General features: G+C 65.4%; 21 protein-coding genes. 9 read left to right on the forward strand and 12 right to left on the reverse strand.

Features of this window, described 5'->3' with window-relative positions:
- Positions 1-21: 21 nt before the first annotated feature.
- The 3 genes from AB688_RS24660 to AB688_RS24670 all read right to left on the reverse strand — a co-directional run bounded on the left by AB688_RS24660 (position 22) and on the right by AB688_RS24670 (position 4,413).
- Positions 22-2,157 carry an autotransporter outer membrane beta-barrel domain-containing protein gene (locus tag AB688_RS24660; RefSeq protein WP_063546252.1) on the reverse strand — a complete coding sequence of 712 codons (2,136 nt, stop codon included), beginning with the start codon at positions 2,155-2,157 and terminating at the stop codon, positions 22-24.
- 150 nt (positions 2,158-2,307) lie between these two features.
- The gene (locus tag AB688_RS24665) at positions 2,308-3,096 is read right to left on the reverse strand and encodes an AraC family transcriptional regulator (RefSeq protein WP_054895195.1); all 789 of its coding nucleotides are present in this window, start codon (positions 3,094-3,096) and stop codon (positions 2,308-2,310) included.
- 39 nt (positions 3,097-3,135) lie between these two features.
- On the reverse strand, positions 3,136-4,413 hold the full coding sequence (locus tag AB688_RS24670; RefSeq protein WP_063546254.1) for an acetyl-CoA C-acetyltransferase: 1,278 nt from the start codon (positions 4,411-4,413) through the stop codon (positions 3,136-3,138).
- Between the two features lie 162 nt (positions 4,414-4,575).
- On the opposite strand from AB688_RS24670, the gene AB688_RS24675 reads away from it, so the two are divergent.
- The 7 genes from AB688_RS24675 to AB688_RS24705 all read left to right on the forward strand — a co-directional run bounded on the left by AB688_RS24675 (position 4,576) and on the right by AB688_RS24705 (position 11,395).
- The gene (locus tag AB688_RS24675; RefSeq protein WP_063546256.1) at positions 4,576-5,928 is read left to right on the forward strand and encodes a 3-oxoacyl-ACP reductase; all 1,353 of its coding nucleotides are present in this window, start codon (positions 4,576-4,578) and stop codon (positions 5,926-5,928) included.
- 2 nt (positions 5,929-5,930) lie between these two features.
- A complete protein-coding gene (locus AB688_RS24680; RefSeq protein ID WP_063546894.1) occupies positions 5,931-6,782 on the forward strand; it encodes a MaoC family dehydratase in 852 nt (283 codons plus the stop codon).
- Positions 6,783-6,891: 109 nt separating this feature from the next.
- The gene (locus AB688_RS24685) at positions 6,892-7,197 is read left to right on the forward strand and encodes a MazG-like family protein (protein ID WP_054895198.1); all 306 of its coding nucleotides are present in this window, start codon (positions 6,892-6,894) and stop codon (positions 7,195-7,197) included.
- Positions 7,194-7,943 carry a methyltransferase domain-containing protein gene (locus AB688_RS24690; RefSeq protein ID WP_063546258.1) on the forward strand — a complete coding sequence of 250 codons (750 nt, stop codon included), beginning with the start codon at positions 7,194-7,196 and terminating at the stop codon, positions 7,941-7,943. Before AB688_RS24685 ends, AB688_RS24690 begins: the two co-directional genes overlap by 4 nt.
- 22 nt (positions 7,944-7,965) lie before the next feature.
- Positions 7,966-8,598 carry a DUF4136 domain-containing protein gene (locus AB688_RS24695; RefSeq protein WP_063546260.1) on the forward strand — a complete coding sequence of 211 codons (633 nt, stop codon included), beginning with the start codon at positions 7,966-7,968 and terminating at the stop codon, positions 8,596-8,598.
- An 18-nt stretch (positions 8,599-8,616) separates the two neighbouring features.
- Positions 8,617-9,177 (forward strand): DUF4136 domain-containing protein, encoded by a 561-nt coding sequence (locus AB688_RS24700; protein ID WP_054895201.1) that lies wholly within the window; start codon positions 8,617-8,619, stop codon positions 9,175-9,177.
- Positions 9,178-9,430: 253 nt separating this feature from the next.
- Complete coding sequence (locus tag AB688_RS24705) at positions 9,431-11,395, forward strand: pilus assembly protein TadG-related protein (RefSeq protein ID WP_231100277.1); 1,965 nt, start codon at positions 9,431-9,433, stop codon at positions 11,393-11,395.
- Here the strand turns inward: AB688_RS24705 and AB688_RS24710 are convergent.
- On the reverse strand, positions 11,380-14,019 hold the full coding sequence (locus AB688_RS24710; protein ID WP_063546262.1) for a PAS domain-containing sensor histidine kinase: 2,640 nt from the start codon (positions 14,017-14,019) through the stop codon (positions 11,380-11,382). The two genes, AB688_RS24705 and AB688_RS24710, sit on opposite strands and share 16 nt — an antisense overlap.
- On the reverse strand, positions 14,016-14,459 hold the full coding sequence (locus tag AB688_RS24715) for a TadE/TadG family type IV pilus assembly protein (protein ID WP_063546264.1): 444 nt from the start codon (positions 14,457-14,459) through the stop codon (positions 14,016-14,018). The genes AB688_RS24710 and AB688_RS24715 overlap by 4 nt, the downstream gene beginning before the upstream one ends.
- 76 nt (positions 14,460-14,535) lie before the next feature.
- Between AB688_RS24715 and AB688_RS24720 the strand changes: the two genes are divergently transcribed.
- The gene (locus AB688_RS24720; protein ID WP_063546266.1) at positions 14,536-15,006 is read left to right on the forward strand and encodes an A24 family peptidase; all 471 of its coding nucleotides are present in this window, start codon (positions 14,536-14,538) and stop codon (positions 15,004-15,006) included.
- Between the two features lie 122 nt (positions 15,007-15,128).
- Positions 15,129-15,905, forward strand: coding sequence for a response regulator transcription factor (locus AB688_RS24725; protein WP_054895205.1), 777 nt, complete (start codon positions 15,129-15,131; stop codon positions 15,903-15,905).
- A gap of 106 nt (positions 15,906-16,011) precedes the next feature.
- Here the strand turns inward: AB688_RS24725 and AB688_RS24730 are convergent, their stop codons facing one another.
- Genes AB688_RS24730 through AB688_RS24760 form a run of 7 tightly spaced genes read right to left on the reverse strand, consistent with a single transcriptional unit; the run spans position 16,012 to position 22,466 of the window.
- Positions 16,012-16,272: a DUF3613 domain-containing protein gene (locus tag AB688_RS24730; RefSeq protein WP_063546268.1), complete on the reverse strand. Its 261-nt coding sequence runs from the start codon at positions 16,270-16,272 to the stop codon at positions 16,012-16,014.
- Between the two features lie 17 nt (positions 16,273-16,289).
- Positions 16,290-16,991 carry a tetratricopeptide repeat protein gene (locus AB688_RS24735; RefSeq protein ID WP_063546270.1) on the reverse strand — a complete coding sequence of 234 codons (702 nt, stop codon included), beginning with the start codon at positions 16,989-16,991 and terminating at the stop codon, positions 16,290-16,292.
- 23 nt (positions 16,992-17,014) lie between these two features.
- On the reverse strand, positions 17,015-17,902 hold the full coding sequence (locus AB688_RS24740) for a type II secretion system F family protein (RefSeq protein ID WP_063546272.1): 888 nt from the start codon (positions 17,900-17,902) through the stop codon (positions 17,015-17,017).
- A gap of 1 nt (position 17,903) precedes the next feature.
- Positions 17,904-18,785, reverse strand: coding sequence for a type II secretion system F family protein (locus AB688_RS24745; protein ID WP_063546274.1), 882 nt, complete (start codon positions 18,783-18,785; stop codon positions 17,904-17,906).
- A complete protein-coding gene (locus AB688_RS24750) occupies positions 18,782-20,038 on the reverse strand; it encodes a CpaF family protein (protein WP_054894182.1) in 1,257 nt (418 codons plus the stop codon). Before AB688_RS24750 ends, AB688_RS24745 begins: the two co-directional genes overlap by 4 nt.
- A complete protein-coding gene (locus tag AB688_RS24755; RefSeq protein WP_063546276.1) occupies positions 20,035-21,225 on the reverse strand; it encodes a pilus assembly protein in 1,191 nt (396 codons plus the stop codon). Before AB688_RS24755 ends, AB688_RS24750 begins: the two co-directional genes overlap by 4 nt.
- Positions 21,222-22,466: a type II and III secretion system protein family protein gene (locus AB688_RS24760; RefSeq protein WP_063546278.1), complete on the reverse strand. Its 1,245-nt coding sequence runs from the start codon at positions 22,464-22,466 to the stop codon at positions 21,222-21,224. The genes AB688_RS24755 and AB688_RS24760 overlap by 4 nt, the downstream gene beginning before the upstream one ends.
- Positions 22,467-22,473: the final 7 nt, after the last annotated feature.

The following is a 22,473-nucleotide window of genomic DNA, read 5'->3' on the forward strand; positions in this document are numbered from 1 at the left end:
CCTCGGTGTGGCGCGCCTCACTCAGAACGAGTGGCTCAGGCCGAGGTTGATCCCATAACGCTGATCAACATTGCGCCCGCGGGCCGCCTCAACCTCCGTGCTGATTGTCCAGCCTGACAGCACCTCGGACGATACGCCCAATGCCATCTCGGTGCGCCCGCTGCTGAACCTGTTGTCGAGTTCATGACCGTTGAGGCTGACCCTGCGCGTGCCACCCAGGTTGTCCATCACCGAGATGCGGCCATGAGTCGACAGTTCCAGACCATTGTTCAAGACGATGACGCGCCCCCCCTTGATACCGAGCGCCCCCATGTTCAGGTGTTGGTTGGATGACTCGACCTCAAGCCCATTACTCAAGCTGCTGCGCTGTCCCTGCACGATCGCGGCACTCAGTTGTACAAAAGGCTGCACATACCAACCTTGATCAAGGCTCAAGCGACGACCAGTCTCCAGCGTGAGCCCATACCCCCCCTGACGGCGATTGCCGGACACCCTGCGTCCATCGTGAGCCCGGGCATCGAGGGTGCCATCGAACAGGTTGAGCTTGAGCGCAGCATCGGCGTAGTAACCGGAGTTGTCGCCCCAACCGGCATACAACGCGGAGAAGTAACTGTTCAGTGTTGCAGATGAGCCGCGCTGCAGGCCAATCGCCGAATGACTGAGCCCCACTGCCGCACCGACCCGCCAAGTATCATCGAGCAAAGTATCAGCGCCCAGGGCAAAGCCACCAACGCGCTGGGTGTAGCGGGTGCCGACTGCACTGTCGACATCAAAGCCGGTCGTGCCGGTATGCATCCACAACCCGGCTGAACCACCATTGGTCCGCAGTTTTTCGATGCGTCCGACAACCCATCGGGACTCGACCTGCGACGCGGCTTCAAGCGAACTGTCGAACGCCATCGCCGTCTCACCGGCATTGCTCAGTCTCGCCTTGCCCCGCATGTCGACCTGTGGCCGTAAACTCCACTGGTCACCTTCGCGGACCAACTCGTGAGCAAAGGCCCCTGCATCGACCGGGCCGGATGCCAGATCGAACGTCGCATCACCACTGCCGATTCCGACCACCGGCCCCTGTGGCTCATGGCCAGAACTTGCCAGGTGCAAGGCAAAGCTGCCGCTGGCATGACTGTCTATCTGCAAGCGGCTATGGTCGAGCCAGAACGTACCCTCTCCTTGCAAGGTGTCGGCTCGCAAAATACTGCCTGACTGCACGACTACCGAACCCTGGCGCAAGTCGAGAGCGCCGACCTGAGCGTCCGCTACCGTCTCCCACCTGGACTGCGCGCCAATCTGCAACTGCTGGACATTATGTAGCTGGCCTCGTAACTGCGCCGCATTGTCCAGGGTGATATCAGCACTGGCACCCTGCTCGACGCGGATGTCGCCTTCCAGGCGACTGTTGCTCACGTGAAGCAAGGCCTCGCCGCCCTTGATGACCTCAAGCAGCACGCCGTTGGCGCCTTTGAGTTGGCCTCCGTCGGCCACCCGGATGTCCACCTGTGCGTCACGAACCACTACCGCACTACCCTGCTGCCCCTCGATCAGACTGGCTTGAACAACGACCTGATTGGGCAGATCCTTTTGCCAGAACTCCGGTGTACCGACTTCCATGCCGACGCCCCCCGACACCACGGTCCCTTCATGCAACGCAAGTGTTCCGCCCTTGAGTACCACACCTGCTCTGTCACCGTGGATGCGCGAACTGCGCGCGTGCAGATCAGCCGAGTCCAACTCCACCCCAGTGGTGGCACCGCGCACACTGCTGCCGCTCAAGATTGCCGTAGACGTCAAAGTGTCATCGCCCATCGTTCCAAGGGCCATACCGATGGAGCCGGTGCTGACTACCGTGGCATTGGTCAGGTTGACCGCACCGTCCACGATGCTGATTGCAGCCCTGTCGGTCGAACTCACCTTGGCTCCCTCGACGTTGACCTGACCGCCGTCGAATCCAGTGATACGCCCGGTCTCGGCGCCCGGGCGCACGTCAAGACGCGCTCCGCTGCCCAGGTGCCAATCCTCGACAGGGTCTCCAGGGGAGACCAGCGCAAACTCGCCAGGCCCCAAGTCCGCGGCATTGGCAGCCAGACTTGCGCCCAAGGTGAACGTCAGGGTTGCCGCCAGCGGATGGCGCCGCAGTAAAATCAGTGATCCAGTCATGGAAATGCCTCTCAGGATATTGGCTCGAGAGGCGGACGTTACGTTGGAGCAAAAGGAAGATCGGTCAGACAGTTCCGTATTGAACGTGAGAAGCGAGTTGTTCGCATTAACCGTTCGAAGTAACGCCGGGTAAGACTTGGTCGGTCGTCGCTAGAAACGAAGCTCCCCAGGCGTCGCACCGAACAGTTGCTTGAACGCCGCGATATAGGCCGATGTCGAGTCATACCCGCAGCCTAGTGCTGCATCGGTCACGCTCTCCCCCGCCTCCAGCAACGCCAGCGATGACAACAGCCGCATGCGCTGGCGCCAGTTACGGAAGCTCAGCCCCGTTTCGCGCTGGAACAGGCGCATCAGGGTCTTCTCCGAGCAGCCCAACTGCAGCGCCCATTGCTGCAGGGTCTGTGCCTGGTCTGGCGCGGCAATCAACTGATTGCACAGTGCGAGCAACCCGGCATGGCGCGGCAGCGGCAGCGAAAACCCCACCTGCGGCAACGCCTGCAACTGGTCGAGCAAGACGGCTACCAGGCGCGCCTCGGCGCTGTCGCCTTCGGGATACGACGCGGGCATCTGGCAGAACTGCTTGATCAGCTCCCGCGCCAGCGGAGTCACTTCGAGTACCCGGCATTCGTCGGCAGCCCAGGTACAGGCATCGCGACGCACATACAGGCTGCGCATCTCGGCCTGCATCGAGGTCACCACTTCGTGTTCGAGACCGGCCGGGATCCATACCCCCCACTGCGGTGGCGCGAAGTAGCTGCCACCGCTGGTGTAGACCCCCAGCACACCGCTGATCGCGTAGGAAAACTGCACCCAATCGTGCCGGTGGCGGGTGGTCCAGGAACCCGCGCCGAGGCTTTCGGCACGGGCGTAGAGTGGCCTGGGCAGTTGCTCGAGGTCGGGGATGGCGCGGGGGGCGGAAATCTGTCCGAGGGTCTGCATGGCACTGTTTATTGTCGTGGGTCCGACAAGGTTAACACCTCAACGCTCGACGATCGCGGTCACCCCCTGCCCGCTCGCCGCGCAGATCGAGATCAAACCGCGCCCCTTGCCCGCCGTGGCCAGCAGCTTGGCCATGTTGGCCAGAATGCGCCCGCCGGTGGCGGCGAACGGGTGCCCTGCCGCAAGCGAGCTGCCCTTGACGTTGAGTTTGCTGCGATCAATCGAGCCTAGCGCGCCCTCCAGCCCCAGTGTCTCGCGACAGTAGCGCTCGTCCTCCCAGGCCTTGAGCGTGCACAGCACCTGGGCCGCGAAGGCCTCGTGGATTTCGTAGTAGTCGAAGTCCTGCAGGCTCAGGCCATTGCGCGCCAGCAGCCGCGGCACGGCATGAACCGGCGCCATCAGCAGCCCCTCCTGGCCTTTGACGAAGTCCACCGCCGCGGTCTCGCCATCGACTAGATAGGCGAGTACGGGCAACCCGCGCGCCTCGGCCCAGGCCTCGCTGCTAAGCAACACCAGCGAGGCGCCATCGGTCAGCGGCGTGGAGTTTCCGGCAGTCAGGGTGCCTTGAGCGCCCTTGTCGAACACCGGTCTGAGCTTGGTCAACTGCTCAGGGGTGAGGTCCGGGCGCAGGTTATTGTCGCGGGTCAGGCCGAGGTAGGGCGTGAGCAGGTCGTCGTGCCAGCCTTCGGTGTAGGACGCAGCCAGATGGCGATGACTGAGCAGTGCCAGTTCGTCCTGTTCGGCACGGCCGATCTGCCAGGTCTGCGCCATGCGCTCGCAGTGCTCGCCCATCGACAGCCCAGTGCGTGGCTCGCCGTTGCGTGGAAACTCAGGTTTCAGGAAGCTCGGACGCACCTTCAGGAAGGGCTTCAGGCGCTCGCTCAACTGCTTGCCCCGGTTCGCCTGCAGCAAGACTCGGCGCAGCCCTTCATTGATGGCGATCGGCGCGTCCGAGGTGGTATCCACGCCGCCAGCAATACCACTGTCGATCTGCCCTAGAGCGATCTTGTTGGCCACCAGCAGCGCCGCCTCAAGGCCCGTGCCACAGGCTTGCTGGATATCGTAGGCAGGGGTTTGCGGCGACAGGCGTGAACCGAGCACACACTCGCGGGTCAGGTTCATGTCCCGCGAATGCTTGAGCACCGCCCCCGCCACCACCTCGCCCAGGCGCTGGCCATGCAGGCGGTAACGCTCCACCAGGCCTTCGAGAGTGGCAGTCAGCATCGCCTGGTTGCTGGCAGTGGCGTAGGCGCCATTGGAGCGGGCGAAGGGAATACGGTTGCCCCCCAGGATCGCGACCCGTCGAGGTGAATGCATGCGCTGATTCCTCCTGAAACAATTTGATCCGATTGGATGACGGGCTCAAGTCCTGTCACTTCGGCTAGGTTGGCTACAGCCTAGGCGTTTTTGCCGCATTCGAACGACCTTGCCACAAACATGGTCCACACTTGCATGCTTGCCTTCAGGGAGACCCGCACCATGAGTGACCGCTATCTCGGCTTTGCCAACTCCAACCTCGGCCGCCGCCTGGTCGACGCCCTCGGCCTGCCGCGCCCGGCGCCGCTGGAGCGCTGGCAGGCCGGACGCCTGCGCCCGATCGAAGGCGCGCTGGTGCTGGGCGGCGGGCCGCTGGTGCGCAAGGTCGAAGCCATCGCCCCGGCACTCACCGACGAGCGCTACAGCTTCGCCGGCGAAGACCTCAAGGCTCCCGCCTGGGTCGCCGGGCTCGGCCCGAAACTCAAGGCAGTGGTGTTCGATGCCAGTCATCTGTCCGACAGCGATGAGCTTCGGCAGTTGCGCGAATTCTTCCAGCCGCTGCTGCGCAGCCTGGCACCCTGTGCCCACGTGGTGATCCTCGGGCGCCCCCCTGAGCAGGTCGAAGCGCCCCAGGCCAGCGTCGCCCAGCGCGCCCTCGAAGGCTTCAGCCGCTCGCTGGCCAAGGAGCTGCGCAACGGCGCAACGGCGCAACTGCTATATGTCGCGTCCGGCGCGGAGGATCAGCTCGAAGGCGCGCTGCGGTTCTTCCTTTCACCCAAGAGCGCGTTCATTTCCGGCCAGGTGCTACGTCTTGAAGCCTGTGCAAGCCAGGTGCAGGACTGGACGCGACCGCTGGCAGGCAAACGCGCATTGGTCACCGGGGCTGCCCGCGGCATTGGTGCATCCATCGCCGAAACCCTCGCCCGTGACGGCGCCGAGGTGATCCTGCTGGACGTGCCGCCCGCGCAGAAGGACCTCGATGCCCTCGCCGCACGTATCGGCGGCCACGCCCTGGCCCTGGACATTTGCGCCAGCGATGCCTCGGCCAAACTGCTCGAAGGGTTACCTGAGGGCATCGACATCGTGGTGCACAACGCCGGCATTACCCGCGACAAGACCCTCGCCAACATGACCCCGGAATACTGGGACGCGGTCATGGCAGTGAACCTCAAGGCTCCCCAGGTGCTGACCCAGGCCCTGCTTGACGCCGGCCAGTTGCACGACAACGCGCGCATCGTGCTGCTCGCCTCGGTCAGTGGCATCGCCGGTAACCGGGGCCAGGCCAACTACGCCGCGAGCAAGGCCGGCCTGATCGGTTTCGCCCAGGCATGGGCGCCTGAACTCGGTGCGCACGGCATCAGCATCAACGCAGTGGCACCCGGCTTCATCGAAACCCACATGACCGCCGCCATGCCCATGGGTCTGCGCGAGGCTGGCCGTCGCCTGAGTTCGCTGGGCCAGGGCGGACGCCCACAAGACGTCGCCGAGGCTGTCGCCTGGCTCGCCCAGCCCGGCACTGGTGCGGTCAGCGGCCAGTACCTGCGCGTCTGCGGGCAAGCACTGATGGGGGCATGAACATGAACCGGACATGGCAGGACCTGCACACCCCCGATACTCGCACCCGGCTTTACCTGCGAGCGCTCGGCAAGCGCAAGATCAGTGGCGACCGCCTGCCCACAGGTGGCCTGCGTTGTTTTTTGCGGGTCGACCCGACAAACCTTGCGGCTTATCGTCGCCTGTGCCACTTCAGCGACGATGGTCGCCTGCCGCCCACCTATCCGCACGTGATCGCGTTCAACCTGCAGTTGCAACTGCTGACCGCCAGCGACTTTCCCTTCCCCCTGCTCGGGCTGGTGCACCTGCACAACGAGATCCAGGTGCTGCGCCCGTTGGGCGCCATCGAAGGCCTGCGTTTTGCCGTGCATGCCGACAACCTGCAGGCACATCCCAAGGGTGGCACCTTCGACCTGGTCACCGAGGCCCAGGACGGGCTGGGTCTGCTCTGGCGCGAAACCAGCCGCATGCTGGTGCGGGGGCTGAAGCTCGAAGGCGAAACGCACGAGGACAACGACGAGCCAGCCATCGAAACGCCGGAAGTGACGCGCTGGTATGCCGACAGCGATATCGGCCGCCGCTACGCCAAGGTGTGCGGCGACTACAACCCCATCCACCTGAGCGCGGCGAGTGCCCGGCTGTTCGGTTTCCCCAAGGCCATCGCCCACGGCATGTGGAACAAGGCCATGGCGCTGGCGGCACTGCGCGGGCACCTGCCGGTGGCGGGCTATGAGTTCGCGGTGGACTTCCACAAGCCGGTGCGCCTGCCCTCGGAGGTGGTGCTCGGCGCGACTACCGCTGGGCCGCAAGGGCAACTGAATCTGACCGGGCACGGGGGCCTGCTGCACATGACCGGCAAATGGAGCGCCCTGTAACCGATCAAGCGCGCGCCAGGGCCGCTCCCTCGGCTCCAACAATGGCCTGCAATTCACTTGATTTGCTCCCTGGCGCCCCCGAAGCTATGCGCCAGAAGGAGAGCCCTCGATGAACCTGCAAGAACTGACCGACCGCCTGCACCGGATCCGCGACAACAACGACTGGCGCGGCTTCCACAGCCCGAAGAACCTGGCCATGGCCGCCAGCGTCGAGATGGCCGAGCTGGTGGAAATCTTCCAGTGGCTGAGTGAAGACCAGTCACGCCAGCTCGCTCCCGAGCAGCTCGCCCACGCCGGCCAGGAAGTCGGCGATGTGGTGCTCTATCTGTTGCTGCTGTGCAGCGAGCTGGGGCTGGACATGGAAACCGTGGTGCGGGCCAAGCTCGCCGACAGCGAGAGGCGCTTCGCCCGATGAACGACCGTCATTTCGATGAGCTGGCCAGCCGCTTCGCCGAGAAGATCTACGGCGGTGCCAAAGGCGCGATCCGCCTGGCGGTGCTGCAGGCGGACCTCGCCGGAAGCCTGCCCGACCGCCCCCTGCGCATCCTCGACATCGGCGCGGGCCTGGGCCACATGGCGCTGTGGCTGGCACAGCGGGGGCACCAGGTGACCCTGGCCGAGCCCGCCGCGCCGATGCTCGACGGCGCCCGCGCGCGCTTCGCCGAGGCCAACCAACCCGCCACCTTCATCCAGGCGCCCTGGCAGGACCTGCTCGGTCAGCTCACCGAGCCCTTCGATGTGGTGCTGTGCCACGCCGTGCTCGAATGGCTGGCCGAACCACACAGTATCCTGCCGGTGCTGCACCAGCTGACCACACCGGGCGGCTGGCTGTCGCTGGCGTTCTACAACCGCGATGCGCTGGTCTACCGCAACTTACTCAAGGGTCACTTCCGCAAGCTGCGCAGCGACCGCCTGGCCGGCGAAAAACAGAGTCTCACCCCGCAAAAACCTCTTGATCCGCGAGAACTGCGCGCGCAACTTGAACCCATGTGGCAGGTCGAAAGCGAGAGTGGGGTCAGGGTTTTCCACGATTACATGCCCAAGGAATTCCAGGACAAGGCCGAGCTGCTCGACCTGCTGGAAATGGAATTGGCCCACCGCCGTCATCCGAGCTTCGCCGGGCTCGGCCGTTACCTGCACTGGACCTGTCGCCCACGCTGATCTCGTCTGCCGGGAGGAATACATGCCGTACCGTCTGTTGTGCCTGGCCTTGCTTCCCTTCGCCCTGGCGGCGTGCCAGAGCAGCAATCCCTATGTCGCCAGTTCCCGGCCACTGCCACCGGCACCGCCCCAGGCTGCGACCACCTTCGATGCCAGCGCCTACCCGGCCGCGCCACGCGACTATGGGCGCTATCGCAGCTGGAGCTGGCGCAACGGCCAGTTACCCAGCGGCAGTGCCAATGCCGATCCCGCACAACTGGCCGATGCCATCAGCGGTGCGCTCGACCAGCATGGCCTGCGCCCGGCACGCGGCGCCAGCGGCGATCTGCTGGTCAGCGCGAACCTGCGTCTGGAACGTCGCCTGCGCCAGGTCCGCGATTACGACTACGATCCCTACTACGGCCCCGCCCCCTACGGCGGCATCGGCTATGGCGGCTACCGCAACGGCTATGGTGCCTACGGCAGCGTACCGATCGTGCGCACCTACGAAGTCGAGGTGATGGTGGTGCGCATCGACCTGTTCGATGCCCGCAACGGCCAGCCGGTGTGGAGTGCCAGCGCCGAAAGCGGCAGCGAAAAAGGCTCGCCGCGCGACCGTGAAAACGCCTTGCGCGAGTCGGTGCGCAAGGCCCTCAGTGGCTACCCTCCCAGTTAACGCGTCAGGAGAATCATCATGTTGCGCCGCCTCGTTCTGCTGTCCTTCGCGCTGCTGGTCGCCGCCTGCTCCAGCAACAACGTCACCCAGGATTTCGATGCCAGCCGTGACTTCGCCGCCTACCGCAGCTGGGCCTGGCAGGAGCCGGCCCTGCAATACCGCCCGGACGATCCGCGGATCAAGAGCGATCTCACCGAGCAGCGCATCCGCCAGGCCGTGGCCGACCAGCTCGACCAGCGCGGCCTGCGTCCGGCACAAGGCAGCGCCCGGCCCGATGTGAAAGTGCGCGCCTACCTGATCGTCGAAGACCGCCAGCAGCAGGTCACCACCAACTATGGCGGGGCCTGGGGTGGCTACTGGGGCGGTTACTGGGGTGGGCCGATGTACAACGAGACCCGTAGCGTCGACTACAAGGTGGCGACCATCCAGGTCGACCTGTTCGATGGCCGTGACGGCAAGTTGGTCTGGCGCGGCAGTGCCGAGCAGATCATGAACAGTTACCCGCCAAGCCCGCAGGAGCGCAATGCCGCGATCCAGAAGACAGTGACCCAGGTGATGAGCAACTACCCACCGCGTTGAGACCCGACGCCCTATCTGTAGGAGCAACTGTCTTGCTCAAAATCTAAAAAACAGCCCAATCCCTGTGGGACCGGGCTGGTCCCGCGAACACGGGCGTAGCCCGTGCCAGGCAGCGCGGTGTTTTTTTCGCAGGCAAGCCCGCTCCTACAACCGGGCGGCGTGAAGGCTGAGAAAAGGCAAGATGCCATCACCCTGACTACACTCCTGTAATCGCAATCGCGATGCCTGGCCTTCGGCCTGCAAAGGAGTGCCCGTGGTTTCCTCTTCCGCTGCGCGCCAACGCGGCGCGATCGGCCTGATGGCCGTGATCACCCTCGGTATGGCCCTGCTGTTCCTGTTGCTGGCAATCGACAGTGGGCGGCTCTACCTCGAACAACGCAAGCTGCAGCGCATCGCCGACATGGCTGCACTGGAAGCCGCCGGGCAGTTCGCCGTGTGCATCGGCACCGGCCCACAGGCCAATGCCATCGCCCGCAATGCCGCCACCCGCAACGGGCACGCCCCCGGCAACCCGCTGCAGGCCAGTTGCGGCTACATGCAGACCGGCGCCAACAGCCTGCGCAGCTTTACCCGCGACGACAACCGCAACGAAGCGATCCGGGTCGATGTCAGCAACACCGTCACCACCAGCGTCGCGGCGGGGGTGTATGCCCTGGTCCAGGGCAACAGCGTGCCGCTGACCACCACCCTGCAGGCCCACGCTGTCGCCTCGGCGCCACTGCCGCCGCAGGCGATGCTCAGCATCCGCACCACCCTGGCCACGGTTGATTCGCGCCAGTCGGCACTGCTCAACGCCCTGCTCGGCGCCCTCGGTGGTGGTGTGCAGCTGGACCTCGCCGGCTGGAAAGGCATCGCCGCCACCGACATCAAGTTGCTCAGCTATCTCGATCAACTGGCAGTCGACCTCAATCTCACGGCCGGCGACTACAAGCAGTTGCTCAACGCCAACGCCACCGCCACCCAACTGCTGCAGGCAGCGGTCAAGGTGTTGCAACAAAGCGGTGCGGCGCTGGAGGTGGTGACCAACCTGGGCAAGGTCGCCCTGGGGGCCGGCAACAGCACGCTGGTGCGCCTGGGCGATATCCTCGACATCCAGAACGGCACCGCCCAGGCCGGCCTGGATGCCAGCATCCAGTTGCTGCAACTGGTGCAAGGGGTGATCCAACTGGCCGCCAGCGAAAGCGCCGCCAACGTCGACCTGCCGCTCAACGTGCTCGGCCTGGTCAACGGACGGGTTCGCCTGAAGGTCATCGAGCCGCAGCAGATCTCCTCTGTCGGAGACCCGCGTACCGACGAACTGCGTGTGCACACTGCCCAGGTGCGGGCGATGATCTCCCTCGACCTGCCCTTGCTCGATGGCATCTTCGGCCTGGTCAACGCCGTGCTCGACCTCGCCGCACCGCTGACCAACGTGATCAACAACCTGCTCAGCCTGAACCTCGCCGCCACCGTGCAATCGGTGCTCTGCCTGCTCGGCGTGCCCTGTACGGTCAGCGATATCGTCCTGGTGCCCGGCAAGCTGCACCTGGACATCGGCCTGGAAGTCGCCGAAGCCAGTACCCGCCTCAATCCTGCTGCCCCCGATACCTTCAGTTGCTCACCCAAGCGCCTGACCACCCGCAACCAGAGCTCGGCGGTCAAGATCGCGGTGGGCCAGTTCGCCTCACCGGATGAGTTCTTCACCAACGGCACCACTGCGGTGAAGGCGCTGCCCCTGATCGACATCGGCACCAAGCGCTGCACCCGGCTGTTGATCCTGCCGCTCGGCCAGTGCGAGGAGCGCATCCCCTTCGTCGGCGGCGGCATCGGCCTGCGGGTGGACAGCAAGGTGCTGGGCAGCGGCGCCCAGGAGCGCGCGCTGACCTTCCAGGCCCCCGACAGCGTACCGCCGAACATCGGTCTCAAACCTGCCTATCTACCCATGAGAAGCGCCAACGACAACGTGGTCGGCAGCCTCAGCGACACCCTGCTGGGCATTCAGTTGGAGGCCTACCGGCCGACCGCCAACAACAGCGGCCTGGGCCAGGTGCTGGTGCTCGTGGGTGGGGTGCTCGATGGCGTCAAGGCGATACTCGAGCCGCTGATCAAAGGCCTGCTCAGCCCGCTGCTCGACCCCTTGCTGAACGTGCTGCTGAAAGTGCTGGGCGTCGACCTGGTCAACGCCGAAGTCGGCGCCAACCTCAGTTGCTCGACAGGCCGCGCTCAACTGGCACTGTAGAGCGGCAGCAGTATGCAGAAGCACGCGCCGTCCGGGCCGTTGCGCACCTCGAGGCTGCCGCCCATGGCCTCGACGATGCCATGACTCACCGAAAGCCCGAGCCCCGTGCCGACACCCGCGGGCTTGGTGGTGAAGAAGGGCTCGAAGATGCGCCCGAGCAGGCGCGGGTCGATGCCACCCGCGTTGTCCTCGACCTGCAGGCAGACGCGCCCCTCGACCCGCTGTTGGCTGACCCGTATGGCCGGCGCCAGGGCTTGGCGTTCGAGCAACGCGTCGCGGGCATTGATCATCAGGTTGATCAACACCTGCTCGAGCTGGTCCTGATGCCCCAGCACCGTCAACGCCGACTCGGGCGCCACGATATGCAAGGCAACACCCTTGCCCCGAAGCCCCTCGGCCAGCAACGCGGCCGCACCTTCCACCGCGTCCCAGGCCACGAATGCCTGACGCTCCGGTTCAGAGCGACGGCCATAAACGCGCATGTGCTCCACCAGCCGCGCCGCCCGCTCTACCTGGGCCTCGATGCGGTGCAGCTTGTCGGTCAGGTAATCGGTATCCGCCGCGCCGTTCTCCAGACGCTTCAAGGTATTGGCCACGGCCATGCGCATCACGTTCAGCGGCTGATTGATCTCATGCACCAGCCCGGTCGCCAGCTCACCGAGCGTCGCCATCTTCGCGCCCTGCAGCAACTGGCGCTGGCTGCGTCGTACCTCGGTGTTGTCACGCCCCACCGCCTGGATCTCCTGGAGCCGCCCCTGCGCGTCGAACAGGCCGCGGTCAGCCCACACCCACCAGGCGTTTTCCCGCCCCGGCAGTTGCAGACAGATCTCCGCGCTGCTCAAGGGCTGCTCAGGAGTCAACGTTGCCAGGCGCTGCTGGAACGCACCGCGTTGCGCGTCGGACATCCACTGGCCAAGGTTCATGCCGGCAAGTTGCTCCGGCGCACACTCCAGCTGGTCAGCCAGCGGACGATTACCGAACAGGAGTTCGAGATCTGGACGATAGCGGCAGATCATCGCCGGCGAATCCTCCACCAGCACTCGATAACGCTCCTCGCTGTGGCGCACGCGCTCGGCAGCCTCGGTCGCCTCGCTGACGTCCAGCCACAGCCCGACCACCTCCACGGGCTGGCCGAGGTCGTCGCGCAGCAGACGGGCTTCATCGAGTACCCAGTGATAGCCACCCGACTGGTCGCGCAGGCGGTAGCGGCAGCGCGCCTGGCCATCGCGCAGCAGTGTGCGCGTGCGCTCCAGCCACAGGCTGCGGTCGTCAGGGTGCACTGCCAGCCCCGGCTGACGAGCCTGTTCGCTGTCGCTGTGCCAGCCCAGCATCGGGGCCAGGCTGGCGCTGAAGAACTCGCTGTGCAGCGCGCCCTCGGCATAGCGCTGGATATAGATCACGGCCGGCGAGCTGGCGATCAGGTTCTCCAGCCGTGCACGGGCGGCGCCAGCCTGCAGCTCCTGAGCCTTGAGCGCACTGATGTCGAGTAAAAAACCGCGGACCTGGCGACCCTGCATCTGCCCCACCCAGTGCAGCCAACGCGGACTGATCTGCGGGGCGTGCTCCTGCAGGCGCAGGCTGAGACTCAGGGCACGACCTTCACGCAGTTGCTCGAGCGCCAGCTGCGCGGCCTCGCGATCCGCCGGGTGCACTCGCGCCAGCCATTGCTCGACGGTGATTTCACGCGGCAGGTCGAAACTCGCCGCCAACGCTGGGTCCAACTGCAGCGGCCCCTGCAATGGCCACTCCCACCAACCGGCGCCCAACTGCCGCTGCAGCGCGTCGAGGTGCTGGTCGCTGCGCTGCAACTGGCGCTGTCGAAGACGCGCCAGCAACGGGTCCAGCAACGCCTGCAAGAGCCGCTCTCCCGGCTCGTGCACAGGCGGCGCCCCGCTCGCCACGCACAGCAGACAGGCCTGGATGTCAGGCCCCAGCCGATAGGGCAGCAGCGACACCGGCAAGCCGCCGCACAAGACCTGCAATTCGTAACGCTCGCACGCATCGAGCTCGCCCCGTAGCGCATACTTTTCAAGCCACGGCTGCAGTTGCCCGTCATCGGCCCAGGGCCAGTCATCGCCACTGTCGGCATGGCTGCGCCAGACGCCGGCCTCCAGCAGCATCAGCCGCATCGAATCGGCCTGCCAGTACTCGACCAGGCGCTGCAACTGCTCGCCGGTCACCTGCGCCAGGCGCTCCTCGCCGCAGTCGCGTACCGCTCGGCCGATGTCGCCAGCCAGGCGCTGCAGGCTCAAGCGCTGCCCCTCGTAGTCGTGCGCGCGCACCAGGTCGCCGATATCGAACAACTGCAGCAGCCAGCCCTCGGCCTGGCGTTGCAGCCAGCCACGGGTGTGCAGTGCATGGCCGTGCACGGTACGAAAATCCAGATCCAGCGGCTGTCCCTGCCAATCGGCGGGATCACCTTCGAGCACCAGCCAGCTATGGTGCTGCAGGTAATCCTGCACCCGTCTGGCATGCTGGGGCGGCATGGCCAACAGGGTACGCAGCGGGCCAGACAAGCGCAGCACCTCACCCTGCTCGTCGAGCCACACCTGCAGACCGACCGCCAACGGCGCCTCGGCCACCGATGTCTGGCCACCCAACCAGCGATCGAAAACGCCGCTCACAGTTGCAGGCTCGCTTGGGCCTGCAAGCGCTGGGGCAGCCGCGGCACTTCGCCGATCAACGGCAGCACCAGTACCGGCATGACATTGGTCAGTTTGTTTTTCGGGTAGTCGATGGTCACGGTCAGCAGGTTGCCGGGGGCCAGTACGATCCGTGCATCGGTGGCGGGCTGAAAGTCCAGCGCAGCGGGCATCCAGCTCAGTTGCTGGGCGATCACCTGGCGCGCCAGGTTCTGCACATCGCTGGCATAGGTCGCGCTGTTCGGGTCCAGCGCCACGCAGCGCCGTACCGCCTCGCTGCTGGCCTGATTGAACGACTGCAGCATGAGCATCGGCAGGCTGTAGCTGACCAATCCGTAGAACACCGCGAAAAAGATCATGAAGACTGCGACAAACTCGATGGCTGCCGCGCCTTTTTGCCGTACTGCCAAGCTTGCTCGCATGTTCACGTCTACCCTGACTAGAAGTCCTGAGTGACAGCATAGAACCCGTTCAACGAATAGGGATGGCCAATTGCCAATGCAAAGCATTGTTCTCCTGATGTGGCTTGCCTTGTGCACCGAACAAGATGTCCGTGAACGGCAGATCTCCAACACCCTGACCCTGGGTGTCGCCGCCTGCGCCCTGGCCTGGCTGTTCGCCACCGGGCACAGCTGGATAGGTGCCGATGCCAGCGATGCGGGCTGGGCCTTGGCCATCGTCATGCTGTTGACCCTTCCCGGCTACATGCTCGGCCGCTTCGGCGCCGGCGATGTGAAACTGCTCGGCGCCCTGGCCCTGGCCACCAGCCACCAGTACGTGCTCGGCACCTTCATCGGTGCAGGCGTGACAGTGCTGGTGTGGATGCTTGGCCGACGCCGCCTGTGGACCCTGGCCAACCCCAAGGTGAAGAAGCGCCTGCAGCGCCTGGCCGAACAGGTGGGCGACAAGCAACCGTTCGCACCCTACGTGCTGGCCGGGTTTCTCCTGACCGCCATCTGGATCCAATGAATGACCAGTGGGTCGATTCGGCGTGTATAGACCTTGTACATAATTGCAAAGTGCGACTACTTTTCTTAAGGGCCAGGCTGTCTGGCCAACGGAGCGGGGCACGTACGAACAGGGAGTTGAACGTGAACAAGTCTGCTAGTGAGGTGAAAGTACTGGTTGTGGACGATCAGCCGTTGATCGTCGAAGAGCTTTGCGAATATCTCGAAAGCGCGGGCTATCACTGTGTGCCGGCGCACTCCACTGCGCAGGCCATCGAGCGCTACGGCGCGGACGAGTCCATTGGCCTGGTGCTGTGCGACCTGCACATGCCCGAACAGGACGGCATCGCGTTGATGCGCGCGCTGAAGGACATCGCCGGGCAGCAGCGGCTGTTCGAGGCGATCATGCTGACCGGCCGCGCCGACAAGCAGGATGTCATTCGCGCGCTGCGCGAAGGGTTTTCCGATTACTACCAGAAGCCCATGGACCTGGCAGAGCTGCTCGAAGGCCTGCGCCGCCAGGAAGCTGCGCTGATGGAGCGGCGCCGCAACTTCCGCGAGCTGGGTAGCCTGAACCAGCGCCTGCAGGAGCTGGCCGAATCCATCGACGACCTCTACCACGACCTGGAAAAGGCCCGTGGCCAGGGTGCCCATCGCCGGGCCGGTGACGGGGAAGAGCTCGAGAGCGAACTGCCACCGGTGTTCGAAAAGCTCTCGCCGCGCCAACTCGAAGTGGCCAAGCTGGTCAGCAAGGGCAAGACCAACTACCAGATTGCCTGTGAGCTGGGGATCACCGAGAACACGGTAAAACTCTATGTGTCGCAGGTGCTGCGCCTGACCCATATGCACAACCGCACCCAGTTGGCCCTGGCTCTGACGCCGCGCTCCTCGCCTGTGCATCAGCGGTTCACTACCCACTAGGTGCAGGAGCGGCGGTTCGGCGCCCCGACTTGCCCGCGAAAAAGACACCGCCCGTGCTCGCGGGACATGTCGGAGCGCCGAACCGCCGCTCCAGCAGCTATCGCACTCAGTCGTTCGAAGACGTCATCTTGGTCCAACGATAGAAATCCGGGATCACATACTTGTAGGTGTCCAGCCAGCGCTGCATCGACTGGTCGCGCTCCTGCGCCGTTTGCACCTGCAACCGGTTCGACGCCTGCTCACCACTGGACTGCACCCGCAGCAACGCCTCGGTGGCCGTCTGCACCTCTGCCCGGCGAGGTGGCTCCTGGGCCATCGCCATTGAAACGCAAGCACACCCGGCAAGCACCATCAAATACCTGAACATGACCACCCTCCTCCTGCTCAATTGACCACCGCCTCGGCACCATTGGCCAACGCAATGGGACCACGCCCGGTGGATTTCACCTGCCTGGCCCGGGCCTGGGCATCGGCGAACTGCTCAGGGCGCAAATGCAGGCGACCGACCAGATCGGTCGCCTGCTGCCAGTTGTCCTGTACCAACGACAGGGTCACCAGGTTTACCGCCGCCAAAGCGTTGTCGTCCTTCAGCTCGATGGCCGTGAGGAACTCGAAGCGGGCCTGCTCGTAACGCCCCAGGTTCATCAACACCACGCCCAGGTCGTTGCGCACGCGCTCGTCCGTGGGCGCGAGGCGCACGGCGCGCTGCAGGCTCTGCAAGGCCTGGGCATCGTCGCCACGCGCCGAGGCGAGCTGGCCCAGACCATGCTCGCCCTCGGCCGCCAGGCAGCCACCCAGCAGACTGCGGTACAGGGGCTCGGCCTCGCTGCGCCCCAGCAGGCGCGAAACCCTGGCCTTGCGCAGGCGCACCTGGTCGAGGGTGTTCGGCAACTGCTCGAGGTGCGCCAGGCTGGCATGCGGGCGCCCCTCATTGAGCATCTCGTCCGCCAGGTTCAACGCCAGTTGCTGATCGGCATCCGGCTTGCCACAGCCCGGGCCGCCGAACAATGCACCCAGCCCCTGCGCCGACTGCCCGGCACAACCGCCCAGCAGCAGCATGCCGGTGAACAACAGGATCGTTTTCATCCATCTCTCCCTAGACTCAGACCCTAGACCCCCAAGGCCCGTGCCAACGCAGAAAAACCTGGCCCGGCCAGGACGATGAGCAAGGCCGGGAACAGGAATACCATCATCACCGCCGACATCTTTGCCGACATCTTCGACACTCGCTCCTGCAGGTGCGTGAGGCGTCGATCGTCGAGCAGCGCCTTGAGCGCCAGCAGCGACTTCATCCCGCCACTGCCCTGCACCAGCAGTTGCTGAAGGATCACGCAGGTGTCGACGAACTCATCCACTGCCAGCACCCGCGCAGTCTTCTCCAGCTCCGGGCCAAGCGACAGCCCCGAATCCACCCGTTGCAACACCTGGCGCAGTTCTTCACTGATCTCGGGCACCAGCGTCCGCCCCTCCTGGCTGAGCACACGCAACGCCTGCTCCACGGCCAGCCCCGTCTCGAAGAGAATACGCAGCAGCGGAATCATCAGGCTGACTTCCTGGGCGATACGCTGTTGTCGGCGCGTGGCAGCCAGCGCCAACAGGCGCTTGGGCAACAGGTAGCCGATCACCAGCGCGCACACTGGCAGCACCAGCCAATGCAGGGCATCGACGCCGATGAAGGCGTGCTGCAGCAGCAACGCCAGCCCCATGGCCAGCAACGGCAATCCCAGTTGCACGGCGGCGAACAGCGCGCGTTGGCGACTGCGACGCCAGCCGATCCGTTCGAGCAGGCCCTGGGTTTCCCCATCGAGCGTCTGCAAGCGCTGCCCCAGCGGGCTGCTGCCGAGCCAGTGGAGCATGTCGCCCAAGCGTTCCTCGCGAGCCAGGCGCCCTTGCAGGCGCCGTGTAACCAGGTAGCGCGCACGCAACTGGCGCGAGGCCTGCAGCCCCAGCATCAGGGCGACGACGAGCAGGCACAGGGCGCAGATCAGCAGGGCCATGTCAAAGACTCCTCATCATGCGCCACAACACCAGGCAGCCGACCGCCTGCAGGGCAAAGGCCAGGAGCAGCAGCCACTGCCCACTGCTGTCGCGCCAAAGGCTCATCAGGTAGTTGGGGTTGACCGTCAGAAAGTAGCCGACCATGAACAGCGGCAAGGCCCCCAGCACCCACGCAGTAACGCGAGTTTCGCCGGTCATGGCCTTGAGCTGGCGCGCGCCTTGCTCACGTTCGCGGATCAGCTTGATCAGGTTTTCCATCAGTTCGCTGGCATTGCCGCCATAGCGCTGATTGATGCGCAGGCCCAGGGCGAACAGGCGCAATTCGTCCTGGTCGTACAGCTCGGCCAGCTCGCTCAGCGCATCCTCCAATGGCACGCCCATCTGCACATTGCGGCGCACACGGCCCATGGTCGAATGCAACGGTTCACGCGTGCCGTCGATGCCGCCGAGCACCGCATCGCTCAGGGTCCGACCGGCCTTGAGGCTGCGCACGCTGTAGTCGAGCAGACCGGGCAGTTGCTCGACGAGCTGACGCATGCGCCGACGGCATCGCCAACTCAAGTACAGATAGCCCGACAGCGGCGCACCGAGCAGCACCATCAGGCCGGCCAGCCAACCGGCCAACAGCACCGCCAGCAGCACCAGCCCACACCACGCCAGCAGCCAGCGTTGCGGACGCACATCAGCGCTGATCAGGCCGGCCCGTTGCAGCAATGGGTCGAGCCAGTCGCGCCGGGCGCTGCCCGTTCGAATCGTCTGGTAGGCGCGCCCCAGACGCTGCAGGACGCGCTCCTCGCCGCGCTTGTACAAGCCCAGGCGAAACAGCAGCATGGCGGCCCCCAGCAGCAGTGGCGCCAGCGCCAGCAGCAAAGGCCCGATCACGACACACCGTCCTGACGCAGTTTGCTGCCTGCCGGGTTCGGCGCCTCGCGCTGGAAGGTCTCGCCGCCGCGCCGGTCGAGGCGGAACAGGGTATTGGTCACATACACATCCTCACGTACGCCGACCACCTCCAGCACTTCACTGACGCAACGCCTGCCATCAGGCAAACGCGTCAACTGGATCACCACATCCAGCGCCGCGCAGATCATCTGGCGCAAGGTCTTCTCGGCGATCTGTCGGCCGCTGAGGCCGACCAGGGTCTCCAGGCGCAGCAGGGCGTCCTGTGCAGTGTTGGCGTGTACGGTGCTCATCGAGCCGTCGTGGCCGGTGTTCATCGCGGTGAGCACATCGAGCACCTCGGCGCCGCGAATCTCGCCAAGAATGATGCGGTCAGGGCGCATGCGCAGGGCGTTGCGGATCAGCTCGCTGGGCTTGATCTCGCCATGGCCCTCGGCGTTCGGTGGCCGGGTTTCCAGGCGCACCACGTGGGGGTGGTGAAGCTGCAGCTCGGCAACATCCTCGATGGTCACCAGGCGCTCGCGCGGCGCGATCATCTGGCTGAGGATATTGAGCAGCGTGGTCTTGCCAGTACCAGTGCCGCCGCTGACCAGGATGTTGCAACGACGGCCCACGGCGCGCTCGAAGAAATCGAAGATGGGTTGATCGATGGCGCGGGTGGCCAGCAAGTCGGCACTCTTGAGCATGTCCTGGCGGAACTTGCGGATCGACAGGCACGGCCCGTCCAGCGCCACTGGCGGGATGATCGCGTTGACCCGGCTGCCATCGGGCAGACGCGCATCGACCATCGGCGAAGACTCGTCCAGGCGTCGCCCCAGGGGCGCAAGGATGCGCTGCATGACCCGTTCGACATGGTGCGCATCGATGAAGCGCAGGTCGGTCTGCTGCAACAACCCGGCCCGCTCGACGAACACCCGGTGCGGGCCGTTGACCAGGATCTCGGTGACGCTGGCATCGCGCAGCAGCACTTCCAGCGGGCCGAAGCCGGTGAGTTCATCGACCAGTTCCTCGGCCAGGCGCTCCATCTCGTAGCGCGACAGCGCCAGACGCAAGCGCCCGACATAGTCACCCACCTGTTCGAGGACGAACTGGGTCAACGCCGGGCGTGCGCCTTCGAGCAGGTTGCGCCCGCTGTCTTCGATGGCGTCGATCGCGAAGCGATGCAGCGCACGCTTGAGCGCGTGCGGGTCGCCCGAGGCGTGGCGCTGACCGCCGAAGGGTTCGTCGCCGCTCATTTGCTACCCCACAGCCGACGCAGCCAGGGGAAGCTCGGTGGGGCGAGGTTTTCCGAGCGCCGGGCCAGGCGCTCGCCGAGGGCACGCAGGGCCTGGGTCAGGCCTTCGCGCGGGGCCAGTTCGAACAGGCTCAGGCCCTGGTTCTTCACGTTCAGGCGCACCTCTGGGCAGTCGGGCATCACCTTGAGCAGCGGCAGGCCATAGCGCTTGGCGAGCGCCTCGGCATCCGGGGCGACGTTGCGCAGGTAGCGGTCCACCAGCAAGCTGGCATGCTCGAGCTTGATGCCGCGGTCGCGCCACTGTTCGAGCACTTCCAGGTTGCGCCGGCAGTCGAGGATGTTCTGGTCGGTGTAGACGATCAGCTTGTCGCAATGGCTGACGATGGTACGCAGCGCTTCGCTGTCGGCATGCCCGGTCAGGTTCACGACGATGTGCTGGAAGTGTTGGCGCAAGGCACTGAGCAGCATGTACAGCTCGGCGGCGCTGGTCTGGCGCAGCGGATCGTCGTTCTCGGCATAGCTCAGCAAGCGCAGGCCGCCTTTGTCGCGGGTGAAGGCGCTGTCGATCAGCGTGGTGTCGAGCCGGCGCAGGTGGCGCAAGGCATCGCCGAAATAGAATGACGCCTCCAGCCCGAGCAGGGCCAGGCTGTCGCCGCGCGGCAGACCCAGGTCGAGCAGCAGGGTCTGCTGGCCGCTCTCCTGCACCACCCGCGCGAGGTGGGTGGTCAGCAGCGCGCCATCGGCGCCGCGCTGGGCACCATAGAGCACGGTCAGGCCACCCAGTTTGGGGTTGTTGGTCACCGTCGGCAGGCGCTTGCCAAGCCTGCGCACCAGCCCGGCCACCTCGCTGGCACGCGAGCCGTAGGCGACGAAATCGCGCGCACCGGCACGCATGGCATGCAGCACCAATTGATTGTCCATGCCATCGCCCAGCGCGACGATGGCCAGCATCGGCTTTGCTTCCAGCACGCCTTCGATCAGCGCGCACTGGCTGACCAACTGCTCGCGGTCAAGGCCGATGAACACCAGGTTGCTGAACGTCACATCCAACAGCGCCAGCAATTCGTCGAGGGTGCCAGCGCTGGCGCCAATCACCTGCCCCTGCGGGGCCAGGGCGTCCTGCAACCACTGCAGGTCGTCTTCGTTGCGGGTGATGGCCAGGTAGGTCTGGTTGAGGCTGTCGCTCATCGTGATAACCCCCCCTGACCTTCGAAGTTGCCGTTTTCCATGAAGAACAGCTGGCCCCAGCTCGGGTCGTAGGTGCGTAGCGCTTCGCCCGGCAACTGCGGCAGGCGCGCATTGGCCGCCAGCGGCTGGACCAGGTGCGGCGTGACGATCATCAGCAACTCGGTCTCTTCGCGCACCAGCGCCGACTGGCGGAAGAACGCGCCGAGGATCGGCAGGTTGCCCAGGCCGGGAAGCTTGTCCACTGAGGAGCGGGTGTTGTTGCTGACCAGGCCGCTGATGATGAAGCTCTCGCCATCGGCCAGGGAAATGCTGGTGTCGGTGCGCCGCACGCTCAGCCCAGGCACCAGGGTGCCGGCGATGTTCACCGCGTTGTTGTAGTCCAGCTCGCTGACCTCGGGCGCGACCTTCAGGGTGATGCGGTCGCGACTGACCACGGTCGGGGTCAGCGCCAGGCGTACGCCGAACTCCTTGTATTCGATCGACACGTTGTCGCTGCCGGAGCTGGGCACCGGAACCGGGATCTCGCCGCCGGCCAGGAAACTGGCCGTCAAGCCGCTGAGCACGGTGAGGCTGGGGCGCGCCAGGGTGTAGGCGAAGCCGCTGTTTTCCAGGGCGTTGATCGCCGCCAGGAACTTGCTGCTGCCACCGCCCCAGACGATGTTGAAGACGGTGTCGTCGAGCGGGATCGCGGGGCGGGTGATCGGCACCGAGCCTGGAGTGACAGCAGTATTCGGCACCGTTCCCGGCGAGCCGATCAGGCTGTTGTTCGAGCCTTTGAAGAACAGCCGCGCACCTGCCTCCTTGTACTTGCTGCGGCGGACTTCGACGAAGCGGATATCGGCCTGCACCTGGCTTGGCAACTGCGCATCCTGGGACGGTAGCAGGCTGCCTTCTGCCATGTCGGCACTGGCGCGCCCCTTGACGAACAGCATGGTCCGATGCGGCGCTGGCGCGCAGGCGGTCCACAGCATCAAGGTGGTATTGCCCGGCCCCACGGCGGTCAGCAGCACCGCGCGATCGCCGCTGGCCTGTACGTCGGCGACCTTGGGCTCGCCCACCGCCGCCCGGCTGATCGCCAGCGGCAGGCGCAGTTCCTGCTGCAGGCCCTGGTCCATCTCGATCACCGAGGGCAACTGGCCGAAAGCCTCGCACCCCTTCACCGCCGCCTGGGCGTGGGGCACCAGTGCCGTCAGGAGCAGTGCACGGCACGCATGTCGGAAACTACGCTCGGAACGTCGCATCGCTGCA

Origin of the sequence: Pseudomonas putida (assembly GCF_001636055.1) — a bacterium.
In the GTDB taxonomy this organism is placed as follows: domain Bacteria; phylum Pseudomonadota; class Gammaproteobacteria; order Pseudomonadales; family Pseudomonadaceae; genus Aquipseudomonas; species Aquipseudomonas machongensis.

Bases quoted from the DNA above. Each gene is read 5' to 3' on its own strand.
- AB688_RS24660 (WP_063546252.1), bottom strand. From the start codon at position 2,157: ATGACTGGATCACTGATTTTACTGCGGCGCCATCCGCTGGCGGCAACC.
- AB688_RS24665 (WP_054895195.1), bottom strand. From the start codon at position 3,096: ATGCAGACCCTCGGACAGATTTCCGCCCCCCGCGCCATCCCCGACCTC.
- AB688_RS24670 (WP_063546254.1), bottom strand. From the start codon at position 4,413: ATGCATTCACCTCGACGGGTCGCGATCCTGGGGGGCAACCGTATTCCC.
- AB688_RS24675 (WP_063546256.1), top strand. From the start codon at position 4,576: ATGAGTGACCGCTATCTCGGCTTTGCCAACTCCAACCTCGGCCGCCGC.
- AB688_RS24680 (WP_063546894.1), top strand. From the start codon at position 5,931: ATGAACCGGACATGGCAGGACCTGCACACCCCCGATACTCGCACCCGG.
- AB688_RS24685 (WP_054895198.1), top strand. From the start codon at position 6,892: ATGAACCTGCAAGAACTGACCGACCGCCTGCACCGGATCCGCGACAAC.
- AB688_RS24690 (WP_063546258.1), top strand. From the start codon at position 7,194: ATGAACGACCGTCATTTCGATGAGCTGGCCAGCCGCTTCGCCGAGAAG.
- AB688_RS24695 (WP_063546260.1), top strand. From the start codon at position 7,966: ATGCCGTACCGTCTGTTGTGCCTGGCCTTGCTTCCCTTCGCCCTGGCG.
- AB688_RS24700 (WP_054895201.1), top strand. From the start codon at position 8,617: ATGTTGCGCCGCCTCGTTCTGCTGTCCTTCGCGCTGCTGGTCGCCGCC.
- AB688_RS24715 (WP_063546264.1), bottom strand. From the start codon at position 14,459: ATGCGAGCAAGCTTGGCAGTACGGCAAAAAGGCGCGGCAGCCATCGAG.
- AB688_RS24720 (WP_063546266.1), top strand. From the start codon at position 14,536: ATGCAAAGCATTGTTCTCCTGATGTGGCTTGCCTTGTGCACCGAACAA.
- AB688_RS24730 (WP_063546268.1), bottom strand. From the start codon at position 16,272: ATGTTCAGGTATTTGATGGTGCTTGCCGGGTGTGCTTGCGTTTCAATG.
- AB688_RS24735 (WP_063546270.1), bottom strand. From the start codon at position 16,991: ATGAAAACGATCCTGTTGTTCACCGGCATGCTGCTGCTGGGCGGTTGT.
- AB688_RS24740 (WP_063546272.1), bottom strand. From the start codon at position 17,902: ATGGCCCTGCTGATCTGCGCCCTGTGCCTGCTCGTCGTCGCCCTGATG.
- AB688_RS24750 (WP_054894182.1), bottom strand. From the start codon at position 20,038: ATGAGCGGCGACGAACCCTTCGGCGGTCAGCGCCACGCCTCGGGCGAC.
- AB688_RS24755 (WP_063546276.1), bottom strand. From the start codon at position 21,225: ATGAGCGACAGCCTCAACCAGACCTACCTGGCCATCACCCGCAACGAA.
- AB688_RS24760 (WP_063546278.1), bottom strand. From the start codon at position 22,466: ATGCGACGTTCCGAGCGTAGTTTCCGACATGCGTGCCGTGCACTGCTC.